The sequence below is a fragment of the Micromonospora sp. NPDC003816 genome (genome assembly GCF_042874705.1).
Taxonomy (GTDB): Bacteria; Actinomycetota; Actinomycetes; order Mycobacteriales; family Micromonosporaceae; genus Micromonospora.
Genome location: NZ_JBIANP010000007.1, coordinates 123,565 through 144,708 on the forward strand (window position 1 = coordinate 123,565; position 21,144 = coordinate 144,708).

Sequence of the window (21,144 nt, forward strand, 5' to 3'; positions counted from 1 at the left end):
CGGTCGGCCGTGGCGCGGGGACGGGGACCCCGACCCGCCCCGCCGCACGGTGCCCAGAGCTTCCCAGCCGCGACGGGACATCGGTAGTCCCCGATCACCTCGGGGCCATCGACCCGGTCCGGTCCCCCGTCCGCCCTCCGGACAGGGGCGTCCCGGAGTCCCCGTCGAGGGGCACCGCGACGTCCCTCCTCCGACGGCGGGCGTACCGGACCCACAGGTCACCGGGATCGTGCCGTCCAGGCTGAACGGAGCGTTCCGTGTGCGCGTCGAGACGGTGACGTCAGCACCGGAAGGGAAGACACGTGGAGCCCGATCGACCCTCCGCCCGCCCCCGGCTGGGCACGTTCTCGCGTCGCGCGGTGGCCGGCGGTGTCGCCGGCCTGGCCGCGTTGTGCGCGGTGGCCGCCGCCGTCGGTTGGGGCGTGGCCTCGGACACGGACGCGCCGACCGGCCGTCCCGTCTCCGACGAGCACCTGACCACCATCCAGGCCGCCGCCCGGTCCTGTCCCGTCCTGACCCCGTCCCGGCTCGCCGGCCAGCTCATGGCCGAGTCGGGGATGCGCGCCACCGCCACCGGCACCGCCTCCGGCGGCGAGGGCATCGCGGGGCTGGACTCCGAGGCGTGGCGGTCCTGGGCGCCGTGGCCGAACGCGCGGCGCTCGGACACCACGGCGAACGTGATGGCGCTGGCCCACCACATGTGCGACCTGAGCGGACACATCCGGGTGTCCCGGCTCGACGGGGACGCGTGGCGGTTGTCGCTGGCCGCGTACCACACCGGGCTCGACGACGTCCGGACCAACGGCGGCATCCCGCCGTCGGCGGTCGAGTACGTCGACCGGGTCAGCGGCTACTCGGCGTACTACGACAGGCTTCCCGCGTTCGGCCGCTCCGACGAGCCCGGGCCGGGCCCCGACCGGCAGCCGCCCAGGGCGGTCCCGGCCGACTACGTCCAGCACGTCGTCCGCGCCGGCACGATCTGCGCGGAGGTCCCGCCCGCCGCGGTCGCCGCCCAGGTGATGGCCCTGTCCGGGTTCGATCCGAACCTGCTCGGCGCGGACGGCCGGCGCGGTATCGCCCAGTTCCTGCCGGAGGTGTGGCAGGAGTACGGCCCGACCACCGCCTCGGTCTGGGAACCGCGCACGGCCATCCCGGCGCTGGGCGCCACGATGTGCGCGATGCGGACCGAACTCGCCGGCATCGAGGGTGACCCGTACCTGCTGGCGCTGGCCGCGTACCGTGGCGGGCCGACGGCGGTGCGGCAGACCGGGGGCGAGCTGGACCGCTCCACGCAGGCGTTCCTGCGTACGGTCCGCGAGCACACCGAGTACTACGAGCTGGACAGCCGGCTCGCGGTGAAGGTACGCACCACGAGCCCGGCCCCCTCGGCCTCCCCCACCCCGACCGGCAGCCCGTCCCCGGAGCCGTCCGACCCGCAGTCGCCGGACACCGACCCGGACAACCCGTCGCCGCGCCCCTCCGCCTCGCCGTCGCGAACCCGTGCCGAGACGCCGGTGGCGAAGCCGCCGGCGCGCCCGTCCGGGGCGAAGCAGCTCGTCGGCATGGAGACCGGGCTCTGCGTCACCGCCGGCACCAGCGACGGCGTACGCGCCACGCTGGAGCGGTGCCGGGAGACGCAGTCGCAGTGGTGGACCTTCCGGTCCGACGGCAGCGTCCGGGCCAACGGCCTCTGCCTCGACGTCGCCTGGGGCGAGGCGAAGGACGGCACCCCGGTGCAGGTCGCACTCTGTAGCGGCAACCCGGCGCAGAAGTGGGAGTGGATCGAGTCCAACGGCCGCCGCTCCCTGTTCAACCGGGACACCGACCGGTGCCTGGACGTCGAGGGGCACTCGGCGGGCGCCCCGATGATGAGCTGGCTCTGCGTGTTCAACCCGAAGCAGACGTTCACGCTGAAGTAGCGGCCACCCAACGTGGAGCCCGGCACCCCTCGGGGATGCCGGGCTCCACGTCGTCGCGGGGCTCTGCGGAAGGCCGACCCGCTCGGGTGGTCAGTCGGTCGGGGTGGGCGGTGGTGTCGCCCGGCGACGGGTGACCGCCCAGACGGCCTCCATCAGCAGGCCCGCGCCGACGGCGACGGCGGCCCCGGTCACCGGGGCCTGGATGCCGATCAGCCGGAGCTGGAAGAACTCCTGGAGGCCGGGCACCACCAGCACCGTGGTGAAGGCCAGACCCATGCACAGCACCAACAGGATCCGCCACCAGGTGTACGGCCGGGCGATGATGGACAGCGCCCAGAGCGCCACGACGAACAGCGTCAGCGTGGCGACCGACGTCTCCGCGGCGAGGTCGCCGCCGTAGTGGGCACGGGCGGCCGCGTACGCGCCGATGGTGGCGGTGGCGGCGAGGACGCCGCCGGGGACCGCGAACCGCAACACCCGGCTGACGAAGTCGGGCCGGGCGCGCTCCACGTTCGGCGCCAACGCCAGCACGAACGCCGGGATACCGATGGTGAGCGACCCGATCAGGGTCAGATGCCGGGGCAGGAACGGGTACGGCACGGACGCGAGCACCACGATGATCGCGAGCAGCACCGAGTAGACCGTCTTGGTCAGGAAGAGGTTGGCGACCCGCTCGATGTTGCCGATCACCCGTCGGCCCTCGGCGACCACCGAGGGCAGTGCGGAGAAGTTGTTGTCGAGCAGCACGATCTGGGAGACGCCCCGGGCCGCCGCGCTGCCCGAACCCATCGAGATGCCGATGTCGGCGTCCTTGAGCGCGAGGACGTCGTTGACGCCGTCGCCGGTCATCGCCACGGTGTGCCCCTGGGACTGGAGGGCGCCCACCATGGCCCGCTTCTGCTGCGGGCCGACGCGGCCGAAGACCGAGTGGGTCTCCACGGTGCTCGCCAGCACCTGCGGGTCGGTGGAGAGGGTCCGCGCGTCCACCGGCTCGGCGGCGCCCGGCACGTCCACGCTGCGGGCCACCGCGCCGACCGAGACCGCGTTGTCACCGGAGATGACCTTCGCGGCGACGCCCTGGTCGGCGAAGTAGCGCAGGGTGTCCGACGCCTCCGGGCGGACCCGCTGCCGGAGCACGACGAGCGCGACCGGCTCGGTGGCCTGCGGCACCGCCGCCGGGTCCGCCAGCGCCTCGGTGAGCGGGCGCGAGTATCGGGCGAGCAGCAGCACCCGCAGGCCCTGCCGACCGTAGGCGTCCGCCTCGGTCAAGGCCGGATGCTCGGTGAGCAGCATCTCCGGCGCACCGATCAGCCAGGTGCCGGTGCGGCCGGACGGCTCGGCGAGCGTCGCGCCACTCCACTTGCGCGCCGAGGAGAACGGCGCGGTCTCACGTACGCGCCAGCCGGGCGGGGCGGGACACCGCTCGACGATCGCCCGCATGCTGGCGTTGGGCCGGTCGTCGCCGATGCCGAGCGCGCCGAGCACCACCTCCACCGGCACGTCCGGCGTCAGCGACCGGATCTCCGCCACGTCCATCGTCGCCTCGGTAAGCGTGCCGGTCTTGTCCAGGCACACCACGTCGACCCGGGCCAGACCCTCGATGGCGGGCAGTTCCTGCACCAGGCACTGCCGTTTGCCGAGGCGGATCACGCCGACCGCGAAGGCGACCGAGGTCAGCAGCACCAGGCCCTCGGGCACCATCGGCACCAGCCCGGCCACCATCCGGCGTACCGCCTCGGGCAGGTCGTCCCGGTTGACCAGCAACTGGCTGATGATCAGCGCGATGCCTGCGGGGACGATCGCCCAGGTGACGAAGCGCAGGATCCGGTCGATGCCGCTGCGCAGCTCGGAGTCGACCAGGGTGAAGCGTTTGGCCTCCTCGGCGATCTGTGCCGCGTACGCGTCCCGGCCGACCCGGGTGGCGCTGAAGACGCCGGTGCCGGCCACCACGAAGCTGCCGGAGAGCACGTTGTCGCCGACCGCCTTGACCACCGGGTCGGCCTCGCCGGTCAGCAGCGACTCGTCGACCTCCAGGCCGTCCACGACGGCCAGCCGCCCGTCCACCACGATCTTGTCGCCGGGGCCCAGCTCGATCACGTCGTCGAGGACCAGCTCGGACGAGGTCAGGTCGACGGTCCGGCCGCCACGGCGTACCCGGGGGCGGGCCTCGCCGACGACCGCCAGCCGGTCCAGGGTGCGCTTGGCGCGGACCTCCTGGATGATGCCGATCAGGGTGTTCGCGATGATCACGCCGCCGAAGAGGGCGTCCTGGATCGGGCCGACCACCACGATGATGGCGAACAGCACGCCGATGATGGCGTTGATCCGGGTGAACAGGTTGGCCCGGACGATCTGCCAGAGGCTGCGGCTGGTGCTCGGCGGCAGGTCGTTGACTCCTCCGGCGGCGACCCGCTCGGCCACCTCCCCGACCGACAGCCCGGCCCGGATCCGCTCTGCGGTGACCGGATCGGGACTCTGCGTGTCGACCGGATCCATCTCGTCCGTGGCCTGCCCTCGACCGGCGGCACCGGCGGATTCCACGTGGTTGCTCCCCCCGATGACGCGCGTGGACGTGCTCGTGACGAGCACCCCGCTGACGCTACCCGGCGGCCGTGAGCAGCCACCACGCATCAGCGACCACCGGCGACCCTGAGTTTTCCCGGGGTTGCCGGTGGTGAGAACGCGGTGACGGCCGGTCTCCCGGCGCGGAGGCGGGAACCCCCGCGCCGGGAGACCGGGGCGGTCAGCGGACGGTCACGTCCTGGACCTCGCCGATCAGCTCCTCGACGATGTCCTCCAGGAAGATCACGCCGGTGGAGCCGCCGTCGGGGTCGAGGACCCGGGCCACGTGGGCGCCGCTGCGGCGGATCGCGGTGAGGGCGTCCTCCAGCTCGCTGTCGCGCCGCACCGACGCGAGCCGGCGGACCCGCTTGGCCGGGACCGGGCTGGTCCAGGCGTCGCCGGTCAGGTCCATGACGTCCTTGATGTGCAGGTACCCGCTGGGTTCCCCACCGGTGGTGAGCAGGTAGCGGGAGTAGCCGTGCGCGGCCACCGCCTGCTGGATCTCGGCGGGCGTCACCGGTGCCGGCAGCATCACCAGGTCCACCAACGGCACCTCCACGTCACCGACGGTCTTGCCGGTGAACTCGACGGCGGCGGTGAGGGCGCCGTTGCCGTCGACGAGCACTCCCTCGCGGGTCGACTGCGCCACGATGGTGGCCACCTCGTCGAGCGTGTACGTGCTGGTGGCCTCGTCCTTCGGGGTCACCCGGAACAGTCGCAGGACGCCGTTGGCGATCCCGTTCAGGGTCCAGATGATCGGGTTGAAGACCCGGGCGACCAGCACCAGCGGCGGGGCCAGGATCAGCGCGGCCCGGGTCGGCACCGAGAACGAGATGTTCTTCGGCACCATCTCACCGAACACCACGTGCAGGAAGGTGACCAGCACCAGCGCCACGACGAACGCGAGCACCGAGACCATGCCGGGCGACAGCGGGGTGTTCGCCAGCGGGATCTCCAGCAGGTGGTGGATCGCCGGCTCGGAGACGTTCAGGATGAGCAGCGAACACACGGTGATACCGAGCTGGCTGGTGGCGAGCATCAGGGTGGCGTGCTCCATGGCCCAGAGCGTGGTCTGCGCCGCCCGGCTGCCGGCCTGCGCCTTCGGCTCGATCTGGGAACGACGGGCGGAGATCACCGCGAACTCCGCGCCGACGAAGAACGCGTTGACCACCAGCAGGACGAACAGCCAGATGATGCCGGGCAGGTACGCGCTCATCGGATCGCCCCTTCCTGGCGGTCGTCGACCCGGCGGTCCGCACCGGAGCCGCCGGTGGTCTCGGTGGGTACGAAGCGCAGCCGGTCGGCCTGCACACCGTTGAGGTGCTCGACCCGGAGCACCCCGCCCTCGATGGCCACCTCGTCACCGACCGTGGGGAAGCGGCCGAGGTGGGCGGTGACGAACCCGGCGACGGTGTCGTACTCCTCGTCCTCGGGGACCACGATGCGGGCCCGCTCGAAGATCTCGTCCGGCCGCAGCGAGGCGTCGAAGTAGACCGACCTGCCCCGGCGCCGCATGACGACGCGGGCGCGGTCGTGCTCGTCCTCCAGGTCCCCGACGATCTCCTCGACCAGGTCCTCCAGGGTGACGATCCCGGCGGTGCCGCCGTGCTCGTCATAGACGACCGCGAACTGCAGGCCACCGCCGCGCAGGGTCGGCAGCAGCACGTCGAGGTGCATGGTCTCGGGGATCCGGGCCGGCTCGACCACGAGGTCCTGCGCCCGCACCCCGGCGCGTTCGGCCGGCGGGATCGCGAAGGCGTGCTTGACGTGCAGCACCCCGACGATGTCGTCGACGTCCCGGCCGATCACCGGAAACCGGGACAGCCCGGTGGCGGTGGCCCGCTCGATGATCTCGTCGGCGGTGGCGGAGGCGCCCACCGCCGTCATCCGGACCCGCGGCGTCATCACGTCGGACGCGTCGTGTCCGGAGAAGCGCAGCGTGCGGTCCAGCAGCGTGGCATGGTCCGGGTCGAGGACGCCGGCGCGGGCCGAGTGGCGCAGCAGCGAGCTGAGCTCCTCGGCGCTGCGAGCTCCGGACAGCTCCTCCTTCGGCTCGATGCCGAAGGCCCGGATCACCGCGTTGGCGGTGTTGTTGAAGAGCAGGATCACCGGCTTCAGCACGGTGGTGAAGAGCGCCTGGAACGGCACCACGAGCTTCGCCGTCTGCAACGGCACGGCGAGCGCGAAGTTCTTGGGAACCAGCTCACCGATCACCATCGAGAAGAGCGTCGCCAGCAGGATGCCGACGACCGCGCCGACGGCGGTCACCGCCCCGTCCGGTACGCCGACCGCGCCCAGCGGTTCGGCCAGCAGCGAGCTGACGGCGGGCTCGAAGGTGTAACCGGTGAGCAGGGTGGTCAACGAGATGCCGAGCTGTGCGCTGGACAGGTGCGTCGACGTGATCTTGAGTGCGGCGATCGTCGGACCGAGCCGCTTCTCTCCCCGGGACTGACGCGCTTCGAGGTCACCCCGGTTTAGATTGACCAGCGCGAATTCGGACGCCACGAACATGCCGGTGCCCACGGTGAGCAACAGGCCTATTCCGAGCAGGATCCATTCAGACACGAGTCAGCCCCTGTCGCGGGTCGACGGCCGTACGGGCGACCGGGACGACGAGGGGCCTCGGACTATGATGCGGAAGATCATCCATGAGCAGCAGAGAGTAGTCGGTCGCGCTGAGAGCATGCTGAAAAGGGCCACCGGCGCGGCGACGAACCGGTCGTCGGGATGACGGGCTTTCCCGCCGCTCACGTGGGCGCCCGCCAAAAGGTTTTGTGGGGTTCCCACAACTCGGGTCGCCCAGGGTTCGGCGGTTACGACATGGCGCTGGCTGCCCATAGGCAGAACAGTGATCTGTGCGGGGGGCCACCGTGCCCTGACGCGTGTCGCCGTAGGTCTACCGGAGGGGTCCGTCGGGTGTTCAGCCGTATCGCCATCGTCAACCGTGGTGAGGCCGCCATGCGGCTCATCCACGCGGTCCGGGAGCTGGCAGCGGAGACCGGATCCCGCATCGAGACCGTGGCCCTGTTCACCGACGTCGACCGCACCGCCACGTTCGTGCGTGAGGCGGACGTCGCGTACGACCTCGGGCCCGCCGCCGCGCGTCCGTACCTGAACCTCGCGACGCTGGAGCGGGCGCTGGTGGAGACCGGCGCGGACGCCGCGTGGGTCGGTTGGGGCTTCGTCGCCGAGGATCCGGCCTTCGCGGAGCTGTGCGAGAAGATCGGCGTCACCTTCGTCGGGCCCAGCCCGGACGCGATGCGGCAGCTCGGCGACAAGATCGGCGCGAAGCTGCTCGCCGAGCAGGTCGGTGTGCCGGTCGCGCCGTGGAGCCGGGGCGCGGTCGAGACGCTGGACGCCGCCCGCGCGGCGGCTGCCGAGATCGGCTACCCGCTGATGCTGAAGGCGACCGCGGGCGGCGGCGGACGCGGCATCCGGGTGATCACCGACGAGGCGGAGCTGGCCGACGCGTACGAGCGCACCAGCCAGGAGGCCGCGCGGGCCTTCGGCAGCGGTGTGGTGTTCCTGGAGCGCCTGGTCACCGGCGCCCGGCACGTCGAGGTCCAGGTGATCGCCGACGGTCAGGGCACCGCCTGGGCGCTCGGCGTCCGGGACTGCTCGGTGCAGCGCCGCAACCAGAAGGTCATCGAGGAGTCGGCGTCGCCGGTGCTCGACCCCGAGCAGACGGCCGAGTTGAAGACGTCGGCCGAGCGGCTGGCCGTGGCGGTCGGCTACCGGGGCGCGGCGACCGTCGAGTTCCTCTATCACCCGGGCGACCGGCTGTTCGCCTTCCTGGAGGTCAACACCCGGCTCCAGGTGGAGCACCCGATCACCGAGGCCACCACCGGCTTCGACCTGGTCAAGGCCCAGCTGCACGTGGCCTCGGGCGGACAGCTCACCGGGCGGCCGCCGGTCGAGCGCGGGCACGCCGTCGAGGCCCGGCTCAACGCCGAGGACCCGGACCGTGACTTCGCGCCCGCCCCCGGGCGGATCGCGCGGCTGGACCTGCCGGCCGGCCCGGGCATCCGGGTGGACACCGGCGTCAGCGAGGGCGACACCATCCCCGCCGACTTCGACTCGATGATCGCGAAGGTCATCGCCTACGGCCGGGACCGGGACGAGGCCCTGGGCCGGCTGCGCCGCGCGATGGCGGACACCACCGTGATCATCGAGGGCGGCGCGACCAACAAGAGCTTCGTGCTCGACCTGCTCGACCAGCCCGAGGTGATCGACGCGAGCGCGGACACCGGCTGGATCGACCGGGTCCGGGGCGCCGGTCGGCTGGTCGCGCACCGGCACTCCGGCGTCGCGCTGGCCGCCGCCGCCATCGGGGCGTACGAGGAGGAGGAGCGCGTCGAGCAGCAGCGGCTGCTGGCCACCGCCTCCGGTGGGCGTCCCCAGGTGCGGCACGCCAGCGGTACCCCGTCGGACCTCAAGCTGCGGGGCGTCACGTACCGGATGCGGGTGGCCCGCACCGGCGCGCACCGGTTCCGGGTCGGCATCGAGGCGGGCGGCACCGTGCACACCGCCGACGTCGAGCTGGACCGCTTCGACCGGCACACCGGGCAGATCGTCGTCAACGGCGCCCGGCACCGCCTGCTCACCGGCACCCACGGCCCGGTGCACCTGGTCGAGGTCGACGGGGTGGCGCACCGGGTCAGCCGGGACGAGGGCGGCGTGCTGCGCTCGCCGATGCCGGCGCTCGTCGTCGCCACGCCGCTGACGGTCGGCGCCGAGGTCGAGGCGGGTGCGCCGGTGCTGGTGCTGGAAGCCATGAAGATGGAGACGGTGCTGCGGGCCCCGTTCCGGGCGCGGCTGAAGGAGTGCACCGTCTCGGTCGGCAGCCAGGTGGAGGCCGGCGCGGCCCTGCTGCGGCTGGAGCCGCTGACCGACGGGGCGGCCGAGCAGGTGGAGGCTCCGGTGACCTCCGTCGAGTTGGACCTGCCCTCCCGGCCCGCCGGGCTCCCGGCCCGCCAGCGTGTCCGGCGCGGTCACGAGGACCTGCGCGGCCTGCTGCTCGGCTTCGACGTCGACCCGCACGACGGCGGGCGGGTGCTCGACGAGTACCTGGCCGCGCGGCAGACCGCCACCGAGGAGGGGTACCGGCCGCTGGCCGAGGAACTCGACCTCGTCGACGTCTTCGCCGACCTGGCCGAGCTGAGCCGCAACCGGCCCACCGGTGAGGACGGCGAGGCCGCCCACGTGCACAGCGCCCGGGAGTACTTCCACACCTATCTGCAGAGCCTCGACGTCGAGCGGGCCGGCGTGCCGGACGCCTTCCAGGCCAAGCTGGCCCGGGCGCTCGGGCACTACGGTGTCGCCGAGCTGGACCGCGCCCCCGCGCTGGAGGGTGCCGTCTTCCGCATCTTCCTGGCCCAGCAGCGGGCCGCCGCCGACGCCACGGTCATCGCGACGCTGCTGCGTACCTGGCTGCGGGAGCCGCCGCCGGACGAGGCGCTGCGCGAACCGACCGGCCTCGCGCTGGAGCGGCTGCTGGCCGCGACGCAGGTCCGCTACCCGGTGATCGCCGACCTCGCCCGTGGGGTGGCCTTCGCCTGGTTCGCCCAGCCGCTGCTGCGTCGCAATCGGGCCCGGGTCTACGCCGAGGTCCGCCGCCACCTGCGGCACCTGGACACGGTGCCGGACGCGCCGGACCGCGCCGAGCGCGTCGCTGCCATGGTCCGCAGCACCGAGCCGCTGGTCCGGCTGCTCGGCCAGCGGTTGCAACGCGGCCACCTGGACAACACCGTGATGCTGGAGGTGCTGACCCGGCGGTACTACGGCAACAAGGGGCTGACCGGGGTCACCAGCCGCGAGGCGGCCGGCTGCCGTTTCGTGGTCGCCGGGCGCGCGGACTCCGAGCTGGTCTCGGCCGCCGTCGGCTTCGACGCGCTGGGCGACGCGTTGCGTGGGCTCGCCGAGCTGGCCGCCGACGGGCCCGCCGTCGACGCCGACATCTACCTCGCCTGGGAGAACCAGCCGGAGAGCTTCGACGAGATGGCGGCGGCCCTGCTGGCGGTCGTCACCGCGCACCCGCTGCCGCCGCAGGTCCGCCGGTTGACCGCCACGGTCGCCGGCAGCGGCGGGGCGGTGATGCACCACCACTTCACGTTCCGCCCGTCGAGCGACGGGATGGCCGAGGAGCGGCTGATCCGTGGCCTGCACCCGCACATCGCGCAGCGGATGCAGTTGGAGCGGCTGCACAAGTTCGACCTGACCCGGCTGCCGTCGGCGGACGAGGAGGTCTATCTCTTCCAGTGCGTGGCCCGGGAGAACCCGTCCGACGAGCGGCTGGTGGCGTTCGCGCAGATCCGCGACCTGACCGAGCTTCGGGAGCACGACGGCCGGCTGGTAGCCCTGCCCACCACCGAGGACACCGTGGCCGCCTGCCTCGACTCGATCCGGCGGGCGCAGTCCCGGCGGTCGTCGAAGAAGCGTTTCCACACCAACCGGATCGTCATCTACGTCTGGCCGCCGAGCAGCCTCACGCTGGAGGAGATGGAGAACCTCGCCGCCCGGATCCGCCCGACCACGGCCGGCGCCGGCCTGGAGGAGATCCTCTTCGTCGGTCGGCAGCGCAACCGCCGTACCGGCGAGCTGACCAAGATCGCGGTACGGATCTCCTTCGACGCCACCGGCGGAGCCGAGCTGTCCGTGGGCGAGCCGCCGGTGGAGCCGGTCGAGCCGCTCGACGACTACCGGCTGAAGGTGCTGGGCGCGAGCAGCCGCAACACGGTCTACCCGTACGAGCTGACCCGCCTGCTCGGCGACTTCGTCGAGCACGACCTGGACGACGCGCACGTGCTGGTGCCGGTCGACCGGCCGAAGGGACGCAACCGCGCGGCGATCGTGGCCGGCGTGGTCACCACCCCGACCTCCCGGCACCCGCAGGGCCTGACCCGGGTGGTGCTGCTCGGCGACCCGACCAAGTCGCTGGGCGCGCTCTCCGAGCCGGAGTGCCGCCGGGTGATCGCCGCCCTGGACCTCGCCGAGCGGATGCAGGTGCCGCTGGAGTGGTACGCGCTCTCCGCCGGTGCCCGGATCTCGATGAGCTCGGGCACCGAGAACATGGACTGGGTGGCCGCCGCACTCAAGCGGATCGTGGAGTTCACCCAGGACGGCGGCGAGATCAACATCGTGGTCGCGGGCATCAACGTGGGTGCCCAGCCGTACTGGAACGCCGAGGCGACGATGCTCATGCACACCAAGGGTGTGCTGGTGATGACGCCGGACTCGGCGATGGTGCTGACCGGCAAGCAGTCGCTGGACTTCTCCGGCGGGGTGTCCGCCGAGGACAACTTCGGCATCGGCGGCTACGACCGGGTGATGGGCCCGAACGGGCAGGCGCAGTACTGGGCGCCGGACCTGCCGGCCGCGCGGGACGTGCTGATGTCGCACTACGAGCACACGTACGTCGCGCCGGGCGAGCAGGGGCCGCGACCGGGCACCACCACCGACCCCGTCGACCGGGACGTCTCCGACTTCCCGCACGTGGTGGCCGGCAGCGACTTCACCACCGTCGGTGAGATCTTCTCCCCGGTGGCGAACCCGGACCGCAAGAAGCCCTTCGACATCCGTACGGTGATGCGGGCGCTGTCCGACCAGGACCACCCGGTGCTGGAGCGGTGGGCCGGCATGGCCGACGCGGAGACCGCGGTGGTGCAGGACGTCCACCTCGGCGGCGTACCGGTCTGCCTGCTCGGCATCGAGTCGCGTGCGGTGCCGCGCCGAGGCTTCCCGCCCACCGACGGCCCGGACACCTACACGGCGGGCACGCTGTTCCCCCGCTCCTCCAAGAAGGCCGCGCGGGCGATCAACGCGGCCAGCGGCAACCGGCCGCTGGTGGTGCTGGCCAACCTGTCGGGCTTCGACGGGTCGCCCGAGTCGATGCGCAAGCTGCAACTGGAGTACGGCGCCGAGATCGGCCGGGCCATCGTGAACTTCCGTGGCCCGATCGTCTTCTGCGTCATCTCGCGATACCACGGCGGGGCGTTCGTGGTGTTCTCCAAGGCGCTGAATCCCCGCATGACGGTGCTGGCGCTGGAGGGCTCGTACGCCTCGGTGCTCGGTGGCGCCCCGGCCGCCGCCGTGGTGTTCTCCCGCGACGTCGACGCCCGCACGGCGGCCGACCCCCGGGTCCGGGACCTGGAGGCCCGCGTGGCGTCCGCGTCCGGCGCCGACCGGGCCACGCTCACCGCCGAACTCGACGAACTCCGCTCGTCGGTACGCGCCGAGAAGCTCGGCGAGGTGGCCACGGAGTTCGACCGGGTGCACAACATCGCGCGGGCGGTCGAGGTGGGCTCGGTGGACGCGGTGATCCGCGCCGCCGAACTCCGCCCCCGCGTCATCGCGGCGATCGGGGCGACGGCGACCGAGTAGGACGGATCGCGACGGGGACGCCGGTGGCCGGATTCGGCTGGCGGCGTCCCCGTGGTCGGGCCGCCCGCACGTAGGATCCGGCGGTGACCTCCGTACGCGACCGGCTCTCCGAGCCACAGCGGGACCTGCTGGACCGGTGGCTCCCCGACGCGACGGTGCTCCGGGACCTGGGGTGGGACCTGCTGCCGACCACCGTGCTGGAGGTCGCCCGGGACGGGGCACGCTACATCGTGAAGGCCGGTGGCCCCGAGGACCAGCACATCGCCCGTGAGCTGCGCGCCCACCACCAGTGGCTGACGCCGTGGACCAGCCGGGACCGCGCGCCGGTGCTGGTGCACGGCGACGAGTCGGCCAAACTGCTCGTCACCCGCTACCTCCCCGGCGAGTTGGTGCTCGACACCGCACACGTCGACGATCCGGCCGCCTACCGCCAGGCGGGCGAGTTGCTGGCCCTGCTGCACGCCCAGACCACCGTCACCGACGACGACTACGAGAGTCGGGAGAACACCCGGGCGCTGGCCTGGCTCGCCGGTCCACACCGGATCGCCCCGGCGACGGTGCGGCGGCTGCGCGCCGAGATCGCCGACTGGCCGACGCCACCGGCCACGCTGGTGCCGACGCACGGGGACTGGCAGCCCCGCAACTGGCTGGTCCACCGGGGGCGGGTCAGCATCATCGACTTCGGCCGGGCCGCGCTGCGACCGGCGTACACCGACCTGGGGCGGCTGGCCGTGCAGGACTTCCGGCGGAACCCGGCGCTGGAACGGGCGTTCCTGGACGGGTACGGCGCCGATCCGCGCGAGCCGGGGAGTTGGCACCGGACCCGGGTCCGCGACGCGATCGGCACGGCGGGGTGGGCGTACCGGGTGGGCGACGAACGCTTCGAGGAGCAGGGGCACCGGATGATCCGGGACGCGCTCGCGGCGACCGGGTAGCCCCCGCCGATGTCCCGCGCACCCGACGGTCCACCGGGCCGCCACCACCTCTGGTACGCGCGTCCCGCCACCGACTGGCAGTCCCAGGCGTTGCCGATCGGCAACGGTCGGCTCGGTGCGATGCTCTTCGGCGGGCCGGAGCGGGACCGGATCCAGTTCAACGAGCAGAGCCTGTGGGGCGGGGCCAACGACTACGACAACGCCCTCGCCGGTCGACCCGACGACGACTTCGACCTGAGCGACACCGGCTTCGGGTGTTACCGGCCCTTCGGCGACCTGCTCCTCACCTTCGTCCCCGCGAGGGGCCCGGTCGCCGTCGACGGTGCGGGCCGGGTCACCGACTATCACCGGACCCTCGACCTGGAGACCGGCATCCACTCCACCGGTTTCGCCGTGGCCGGGCAGCGGGTCCGGCGGGAGGCGTTCGCCAGTCGGTCCGCCGACGTGCTGGTGCTGCGTTACCAGGCCGCACACCCCGGACCGCTGGACTGCGACATCGCCCTCACCAGTGCGCAGGGCGCGCCGGTGACCGTGGACGCCGCCGCGCGTACCGCCGCCTTCCGGGGCCGGTTGGGCAACGGCCTGCGGTACGCGGCCGGGTTGCGGCTGGCCGACACCGACGGGGTGGTCACCGCCGTGGGCGCGCGCCTGCGGGTACGGACGGCGACCTGGATGACGCTGCTGCTGGACGCGCGCACCGACTACCGGATGGACGCGTCGGCCGGGTGGCGCGGCAGCGCGCCGGAACCGGCCGTCGAGGCCGCTCTCGACGCGGCGGTGGACCGGCCCTACCCGACGCTGCGCGCGACGCACCTCGCCGACAGCACCGAGGTGGCGCGACGCGTCTCGGTCACCTGGGGCGACTCCGACGAGGATCTCCGCGCGCTCCCGACGGACGCCCGGTTGGCCCGTTACCGCACCGGCGGCGAGGACCCCGCGCTCGAACAGACCATGGTCGCCCTCGGCCGCTACCTGCTGTACAGCTCCTCCCGACCTGGTGGGCTCCCCGCCAACCTCCAGGGACTCTGGAACGACAGCGACCGGCCGCCGTGGGCCTGCGACTACCACACGAACATCAACGTGCAGATGGCCTACTGGGCGGCCGAGACGACCGACCTCGGCGACAGCCATCGCGCGCTGGTCGAGTTCGTCCGCCAGGTGGCGGTGCCGAGCCGCGTCGCGACCCGGCACGCCTTCGGCGCCGACACGCGGGGCTGGACGGCCCGCACCAGCCAGAGCATCTTCGGCGGCAACGCCTGGGAGTGGAACACCGTCGCCAGCGCCTGGTACGCGCAGCACCTCTACGAGCACTGGGCCTTCTCCCGGGACCGGGCCTACCTGCGGGACGTCGCCCACCCGATGATCAGGGAGATCTGTGAGTTCTGGCAGGACCGGCTGATCGAGCGGGACGGCGTTCTCGTCGCGCCGGACGGCTGGTCGCCGGAGCACGGCCCGCGCGAGCACGGCGTGACGTACGACCAGCAGATCGTCGCCGACCTCTTCGGCAACTACCTGGACTGCGCCGAGGCACTCGACGTCGACGCCGGGTACCGGGCCGTCGTGGCCGACCTGCGGACCCGGCTCGCGCCGCACCGGATCGGGCGGTGGGGCCAGCTCCAGGAGTGGCGGACCGACCGGGACGACCCGGACGACGTGCACCGGCACACCTCGCACCTGTTCGCGGTCTTCCCCGGCCGCCAGATCACCCCCGCGACGACACCGGATCTCGCGGCGGCGGCCCTGGTCTCGCTCACCGCCCGCTGCGGTGAGCGCGACGGCGTACCGTTCGACGAGTCCGCCGTGCGGGGGGACAGCCGCCGCTCCTGGACGTGGCCGTGGCGGGCCGCCGTCTTCGCCCGACTCGGCGAGGCGCAGCGGGCCCGGCACATGATCCGTGGCCTGCTGCGCTACAACACGTTGGAGAACCTGCTCTGCGACCATCCGCCGATGCAGATGGACGGCAACGTCGGCGTCACCGCCGCCGTCGTCGAGATGCTCCTGCAGAGTCACCAGGGACTGGTCCACCTGCTGCCGGCGCTGCCCCGCGAGTGGGCCGACGGGGAGTTCCGGGGCCTGCGCGCCCGAGGCGGCTACCGGGTCGACTGCACGTGGCGGGAGGGTCGGGTCGTCGACTTCGCGGTGGTGGCCGACCGGGCACCGCACCGCGATCCGGTCCGGGTCCGGGTCGACGGCGCGGACGTCTGGGTCACGCCGACGGCTCCCGGGGCCGGTCCTCGGCCGGGATCAGCCCCTCGCTGACCAGCTCCGCCCAGAGCGCGTCGGGCACCGGGGCTGCGAAGCGGGCCGCGTTGTCGGCGACCTGCGTGGCGGTGTTCATCCCGACGACCACCGACGCGACGGTCGGGTGGCGGGCCACGTACGCCATCGCCACCTGCGGCAGAGTCGTGCCGTGCCGTCGGCACACCTGCGCGATGCGAACGGCCCGCTCGCGCAACGGCGGCGGCACCGGGCCGTAGTCGTAGGTGTCACCCGGCTCGACGGTGGCCAGCACGCCGCTGTTGAAGACGCCGGCGGCCAGCACCGACACGCCGCGTTCCCGGCACCGGGGCAGCAGCCGTTCGGCCGCCGTCTGGTCCAGCAACGTGTAGCGGCCGGCGAGCATGACGGTGTCCACGTCGGTCTCGGCGACGAACCGCTCCAGCATCCGCGCCTGGTTCATGCCGACCCCGATCGCGCCCACCACCCCCTGGTCGCGCAGCTCGTGCAGGGCCGGATACGCCTCCCCGACGGCCTGGCGCCAGTGCGCCTCCGGATCGTGCAGCAGCACCACGTCCACCCGGTCCAGTCCGAGCCGGTCCAGGCTGGCCGTCAGCGACCGGAGCACCCCGTCGGCGCTGAAGTCCCAGCGGCGCACGTGGTCGGCGGGCACGTCGAACCCGCCGTCGTCGCGCAGGTGCGCGCTGGTGGGCGAGGGCACCAGCAGCCGACCGACCTTCGTGGAGACGGTGAACTCGTCCCGGGGACGCCCGGCCAGCGCCGCGCCCAGCCGACGCTCGGAGAGTCCGAGACCGTAGTGCGGCGCGGTGTCGAAGTAGCGGACGCCCATCTGCCACGCGGTGTCCACGGCGCACTGTGCCGTCTCGTCGTCGACCGCGTGGTACAGGTTGCCGATCCCGGCCGCGCCGAATCCGAGGGCGCTCACCGGGACCGCCGTGCGCCCCAGTCGGGTGTGTCGCATCGCCGTCTCCTCACGGGGCGTCGCCGTCGGCGACAGGTGGTCAGTTCTCGGCGGGGGCGCGCAGCCGCAGGGAGTGCATCCCGCCGTCCACGGCGAGCACGGTCCCGGTGGTGGCGCCGGCCGACGGGCCGGCGAGGTACGCGACGGCGGCGGCGACCTCGGTGGCGGCGACCAGCCGTCCGGTGGGCTGCCGGGCACGCAGGGCGGCCAGTTCGGCGGTCGGGTCGGCGGCTGCGTCGATCAGCCGGCGTACCCACGGGGTGTCGACGGTGCCGGGGTTCACGCAGGTGACCCGGATGCCCTCGCCGACGTGGTCCGCCGCCATGGCGAGGGTGAGCGCCTGCACGGCGCCCTTCGTCGCGCCGTACAGGGCCCGGTCGGGCAGGCCGGTGCTCGCCGCGATCGAGCCGATGTTGACGATCGCGGCGTGGGCGGAGCGCCGCAGGTGCGGCAGGGCCGCCCGGGTCACCCGGACCATCCCGACGACGTTGACGTCGAACACCCGGTGCCACTCCTCGTCCGGGTTGGCCTCGACGGTGCCCCGGGCACCGGTCCCGGCGTTGTTGACCAGCACGTCGAGACCACCGAGGCGGGTCGCGGCGTCGGTCACCGCTGCGGTCACCGAGGTGGGGTCGGTGACGTCGCACCGCACCCCGAGCAGCGGTGCCGGTACGCCGGAGGGGTCCAGGTCGAGGCAGGCCACCGACGCTCCCCGCGCGGCCAGCAGTCGGGCCGTGGCGAGGCCGATGCCCGAGCCGCCACCGGTGACCACCGCTGCCAGCCCGGTGAACTCGCCGGTCACGACGCCTGCCCGACCGTCTGGCGTTGGGTGCCGAGACCGTCCACCTCAAGCTCGATCACGTCGCCGGGACGCAGGTACGGCTTCGGTTCCGGCATCCCGAGCGCCACGCCGGCCGGGGTGCCCGTGTTGATCACGTCGCCCGGTTCGAGCACCATGAACTGGCTGACGTACCGGACCACCTCGGCGACCCCGAAGATCATGTTCTTGGTGCTGCCGTCCTGACGGCGCGTGCCGTTGACGCTCAACCGCAGACCGAGCTGCTGCGGGTCGGGCACCTCGTCGGCGGTGACCAGCCACGGGCCGAGCGGGTTGAACGTCTCGCAGGATTTGCCCTTGTCCCACTGGCCGCCGCGTTCGAGCTGGAACTCCCGCTCGGAGACGTCGTTGGAGACGGTGTAGCCGGCGACACAGGCCATCGCCTCGTCGTCGCTGTCCAGATATCGCGCGGTGCGGCCGATGACGACGGCGAGTTCGACCTCCCAGTCGGTCTTGACGCTGCCGCGCGGGATCAGCACCTCGTCGTCCGGGCCGATCACGGTGTTGGGCGCCTTCATGAACAGGATCGGTTCGGTCGGCAGCCGCGCGCCGGTCTCGGCCGCGTGGTCGGAGTAGTTCAACCCGACGCACACGATCTTGCCGGGGCGGGCGATCGGCGCCCCGATCCGTGGCGCGGGGTCCGCGAGCAGCGGCAGCCGTCCCTCGGCGAGCGCGGCGCGGACCCGGGCCGGGCCGCCCCCGGCGAGGAAGGTTCCGTCGATCTCGGTCACCAGGTCGGAGAGGTCCCGCAGACGGCCGTCCCGGTCCCGTGCGGCGGGGCGTTCCTGACCGACCGCGCCCACTCGAAGTAGCTTCACGCCGCACCTTTCGGACAGAGATCGACCTTGCTGCATCGTTATAGAGGAGTCACGACGGTGTCGGCAAGGGGTCGCCCGCCCCGGCGACGCGGGTCAGGGCGCCAGCGGTGCGGTCGAGCCGGCGTCGAGCGCCTGCCGGGCCCGCGCGACACCCGACCGGATCATCGCGCCGTACCCGTCGTCCGGGAGCGCGTCGAGATCCGCCACCGCCGCCGCCAGGTGGCGGCGCGCCTCGGCGGCGTCGCCGGTCCGCCGGTGGGCGTCGGCCAGGTTGAGCCGCAGCGACGGCAGGAACGCCCGTACCCGCAGCGAGTCGTGGTACCGACGGGCCCGCTCGTCGCTGAGATCGGTGATCGCGGCCAGAGCGCGCTGGTCCCAGGCCAGCTCGTCGGTGACCAAGTCCTGGAGGTCGGCGAGGAAGTGCGCGACGGTGCACCGGTGCAGCGCGTCACCGTCCGCCCCGATCGTCTCCCAGAGGCGTTCCAGCGCGTCCCGCGCGCCCGCGCGGTCCCCGGCGTGCCCCGTCTCGACGGCGGCGCCGATGGCGGCCATCACGTCATCCGTCACGTCCGTCGTGGACTCCGGCACGGGCTGCTCCTCCTGGTCTTCGTGACCGGTGGCCGGCCGCGACGGCGGATGGCGCACCGGGCGGGTCGGATGTCCCGCACCGCACCAGGATGTGCCCTCGACCGGGTCGAGGGTCAAGACCGGTCGGCCGCCGCCGGGCCACGCCGTCGGGCCAGCCACAGCCAGGTCGTCAGCTCGTGTGCGACGACACCGCCGTGGGTGTCGACGAGGTCGGCCAGCGCGCCGTGCAGACGGGTCCGCTGCGCCTCGGGCAGCATCCGGTGCGGCGAGAAGGTGGAGAGCAGGGTGAGGTAGCGCGCGGTGTCGTACGGCACCACGGTCACCACCCGCTCGTGCGTGACGTCGGTGAACCCGGGTGCCGTCCGCAGCTCCTGCGGATCGAACGCGCCCGGGTGCCGGGTGTGCACCGGCCGTCCGGGCAGGTCGGCGATCTCCGGGGCGTACCGCTGGTAGACCGCGTCCATCGCGGTGCGCAGTCCCACGTCGGCGAACCCGTAATCGTGCCCGAAGATCGCGAGCACCCCGCCGGGTGCCAGCGCCTCGGCGGCCAGGACGGTCCGTCGGGTGTGGTCCACCCAGTGCCACGCCTGCGCGCTGGCCACCAGATCCACTCCGCCGGGCGGCGGACGCCAGTCCTCGAACCGGCCGACCACCACCGACACCAGGTCGTCGCCGGTGAAGCGCCGCGCCAGCAGCGCGGCCATCGCCGGATCCGGCTCGACACAGGTCAGCGGTACGCCGAGACGACGCAGCAACGCGCTGCCCTTGCCGGTGCCCGCGCCCGCCTCCACCACCTCGGCCGGTGTGCGGGTGGCGTACCCGGCGATCAGGTCCAGCAGTGCCGCCGGATAGTCCGCCCGGCTCCGCTCGTACGCGTCGGCGACCTCGCCGAACACGGTCCGCTGCTCCCGTGGCACCGCCATGCCGCCACCCTACGGAAGAAGTCCGGCGGCCGTGGGGACCCGGCGGGGCGTCGGGGCGGGTCGACCCAGCTCGCCGTGCAGGCGGGCGGCGTCCTGGCGGGGCGGTAGGCCGAACCGGCGGCGGTACTCGCGGCTGAACTGGGACGGGCTGTCGTAGCCGACCTGCCGGGCGACGCCGGTGACGTCGTCGGGACGGGTGGCGAGCAGGAGCCGGGCCTCCTGCAACCGGATCTGCTTCTGGAACTGGATCGGACTCATCGCGGTGACCGCCTGGAAGTTGCGGTAGAAGGCGGAGACGCTCATGCCGGAGAGCCGGGCGAGATCCTCCACCCGGAACGCCCGGGAGTAGTGCTCCCTGATCCACCGGACCGCGCGGGCGACGTGGCTGAGGCTGCTGTCGGCGAGACCGAGCTGCCGCACGGTGGCCCCGTGCTCGCCGGTCATCAGCAGCCAGAGGATCTCCTGTTTGACCAGTGGCGCCAGCACCGTCGCGTCGCGTGGCCGGTCGAGCAGGCGTACCAGTCGGACGGCCGCGTCGAGCAGCTCCGGGGGTGCGTCGCTGACGGCCAGGCCGGACGGCGCGCCGCCGCCGACCGGCGGCAGGTCTCCGGGCGCCGCCCGCAACAGCACCTCGGCGACCGCTGTCGGACGCAGGACCAGGCCGACGCCGAGCGCCGGGTGGTCGGGGTCGATCCCGAGGAACTGGCCGGTGACCGGCAGGTCCACCGAGGCGACGAGGTACTGCCCGGCGCGGTACTCGTACACCCGGTCGCCGGTCGCGAGTCGTTTCGCGCCCTGGGCGATGAGCGCCAGCACCGTGCCCGACATCGACGGCGACGGCGGCCCCGACCGGCCGACCCGCGAGATCAACAGGTCGTCGATGGCGGTGTGCTGGTCCGGGCGGGCATGGCGGTCGAGCAGGTCACGTAACTCGTCGAGGCTCACCGGACCATTGGAGCAGAAGAACGATCCTCGCCACAACG

Annotated in this window: 13 protein-coding genes; 4 read left to right on the forward strand and 9 right to left on the reverse strand. The window is 73.1% G+C overall.

The genetic code is table 11. From position 1 onward, the window contains the following. Nucleotides 1-302 precede the first annotated feature (302 nt). Nucleotides 303-1,919, forward strand: coding sequence for a ricin-type beta-trefoil lectin domain protein (locus ACFYTT_RS22510; RefSeq protein ID WP_387261856.1), 1,617 nt, complete (start codon nucleotides 303-305; stop codon nucleotides 1,917-1,919). Between the two features lie 90 nt (nucleotides 1,920-2,009). Here the strand turns inward: ACFYTT_RS22510 and ACFYTT_RS22515 are convergent, their stop codons facing one another. The 3 genes from ACFYTT_RS22515 to ACFYTT_RS22525 form a co-directional block, all read right to left on the reverse strand. Continuing rightward, nucleotides 2,010-4,460 (reverse strand): cation-translocating P-type ATPase, encoded by a 2,451-nt coding sequence (locus ACFYTT_RS22515; protein WP_387261858.1) that lies wholly within the window; start codon nucleotides 4,458-4,460, stop codon nucleotides 2,010-2,012. 202 nt (nucleotides 4,461-4,662) lie between these two features. Continuing rightward, entirely contained in the window at nucleotides 4,663-5,697 is a 1,035-nt protein-coding gene (locus tag ACFYTT_RS22520) for a hemolysin family protein (protein WP_387261861.1), read from the reverse strand. Continuing rightward, on the reverse strand, nucleotides 5,694-7,046 hold the full coding sequence (locus ACFYTT_RS22525; RefSeq protein WP_387261864.1) for a hemolysin family protein: 1,353 nt from the start codon (nucleotides 7,044-7,046) through the stop codon (nucleotides 5,694-5,696). Before ACFYTT_RS22525 ends, ACFYTT_RS22520 begins: the two co-directional genes overlap by 4 nt. A 351-nt stretch (nucleotides 7,047-7,397) precedes the next feature. Between ACFYTT_RS22525 and ACFYTT_RS22530 the strand changes: the two genes are divergently transcribed. The 3 genes from ACFYTT_RS22530 (at nucleotide 7,398) to ACFYTT_RS22540 (ending at nucleotide 16,054) form a co-directional block, all read left to right on the forward strand. Beyond that, nucleotides 7,398-12,860 carry a carboxyl transferase domain-containing protein gene (locus tag ACFYTT_RS22530; protein ID WP_387261867.1) on the forward strand — a complete coding sequence of 1,821 codons (5,463 nt, stop codon included), beginning with the start codon at nucleotides 7,398-7,400 and terminating at the stop codon, nucleotides 12,858-12,860. A gap of 83 nt (nucleotides 12,861-12,943) precedes the next feature. Continuing rightward, on the forward strand, nucleotides 12,944-13,795 hold the full coding sequence (locus ACFYTT_RS22535) for a phosphotransferase (RefSeq protein WP_387261870.1): 852 nt from the start codon (nucleotides 12,944-12,946) through the stop codon (nucleotides 13,793-13,795). 9 nt (nucleotides 13,796-13,804) lie between these two features. After that, nucleotides 13,805-16,054 (forward strand): glycoside hydrolase N-terminal domain-containing protein, encoded by a 2,250-nt coding sequence (locus ACFYTT_RS22540; protein ID WP_387261873.1) that lies wholly within the window; start codon nucleotides 13,805-13,807, stop codon nucleotides 16,052-16,054. On the opposite strand, the gene ACFYTT_RS22545 is transcribed toward ACFYTT_RS22540, so the two are convergent. From ACFYTT_RS22545 to ACFYTT_RS22570, 6 genes are all read right to left on the reverse strand, one after another. Next, on the reverse strand, nucleotides 16,002-16,994 hold the full coding sequence (locus tag ACFYTT_RS22545) for an aldo/keto reductase (protein ID WP_387261876.1): 993 nt from the start codon (nucleotides 16,992-16,994) through the stop codon (nucleotides 16,002-16,004). The two genes, ACFYTT_RS22540 and ACFYTT_RS22545, sit on opposite strands and share 53 nt — an antisense overlap. A 40-nt stretch (nucleotides 16,995-17,034) precedes the next feature. After that, nucleotides 17,035-17,796 carry an SDR family NAD(P)-dependent oxidoreductase gene (locus tag ACFYTT_RS22550; protein ID WP_387261879.1) on the reverse strand — a complete coding sequence of 254 codons (762 nt, stop codon included), beginning with the start codon at nucleotides 17,794-17,796 and terminating at the stop codon, nucleotides 17,035-17,037. Then, the gene (locus ACFYTT_RS22555; RefSeq protein ID WP_387261882.1) at nucleotides 17,793-18,650 is read right to left on the reverse strand and encodes a fumarylacetoacetate hydrolase family protein; all 858 of its coding nucleotides are present in this window, start codon (nucleotides 18,648-18,650) and stop codon (nucleotides 17,793-17,795) included. Before ACFYTT_RS22555 ends, ACFYTT_RS22550 begins: the two co-directional genes overlap by 4 nt. A gap of 93 nt (nucleotides 18,651-18,743) precedes the next feature. Further along, nucleotides 18,744-19,238 carry a hypothetical protein gene (locus tag ACFYTT_RS22560; RefSeq protein ID WP_387261886.1) on the reverse strand — a complete coding sequence of 165 codons (495 nt, stop codon included), beginning with the start codon at nucleotides 19,236-19,238 and terminating at the stop codon, nucleotides 18,744-18,746. A gap of 113 nt (nucleotides 19,239-19,351) precedes the next feature. Further along, the gene (locus tag ACFYTT_RS22565; RefSeq protein WP_387261889.1) at nucleotides 19,352-20,161 is read right to left on the reverse strand and encodes a class I SAM-dependent methyltransferase; all 810 of its coding nucleotides are present in this window, start codon (nucleotides 20,159-20,161) and stop codon (nucleotides 19,352-19,354) included. A 9-nt stretch (nucleotides 20,162-20,170) separates the two neighbouring features. Next, on the reverse strand, nucleotides 20,171-21,106 hold the full coding sequence (locus ACFYTT_RS22570) for an AraC family transcriptional regulator N-terminal domain-containing protein (RefSeq protein WP_387261890.1): 936 nt from the start codon (nucleotides 21,104-21,106) through the stop codon (nucleotides 20,171-20,173). Nucleotides 21,107-21,144: the final 38 nt, after the last annotated feature.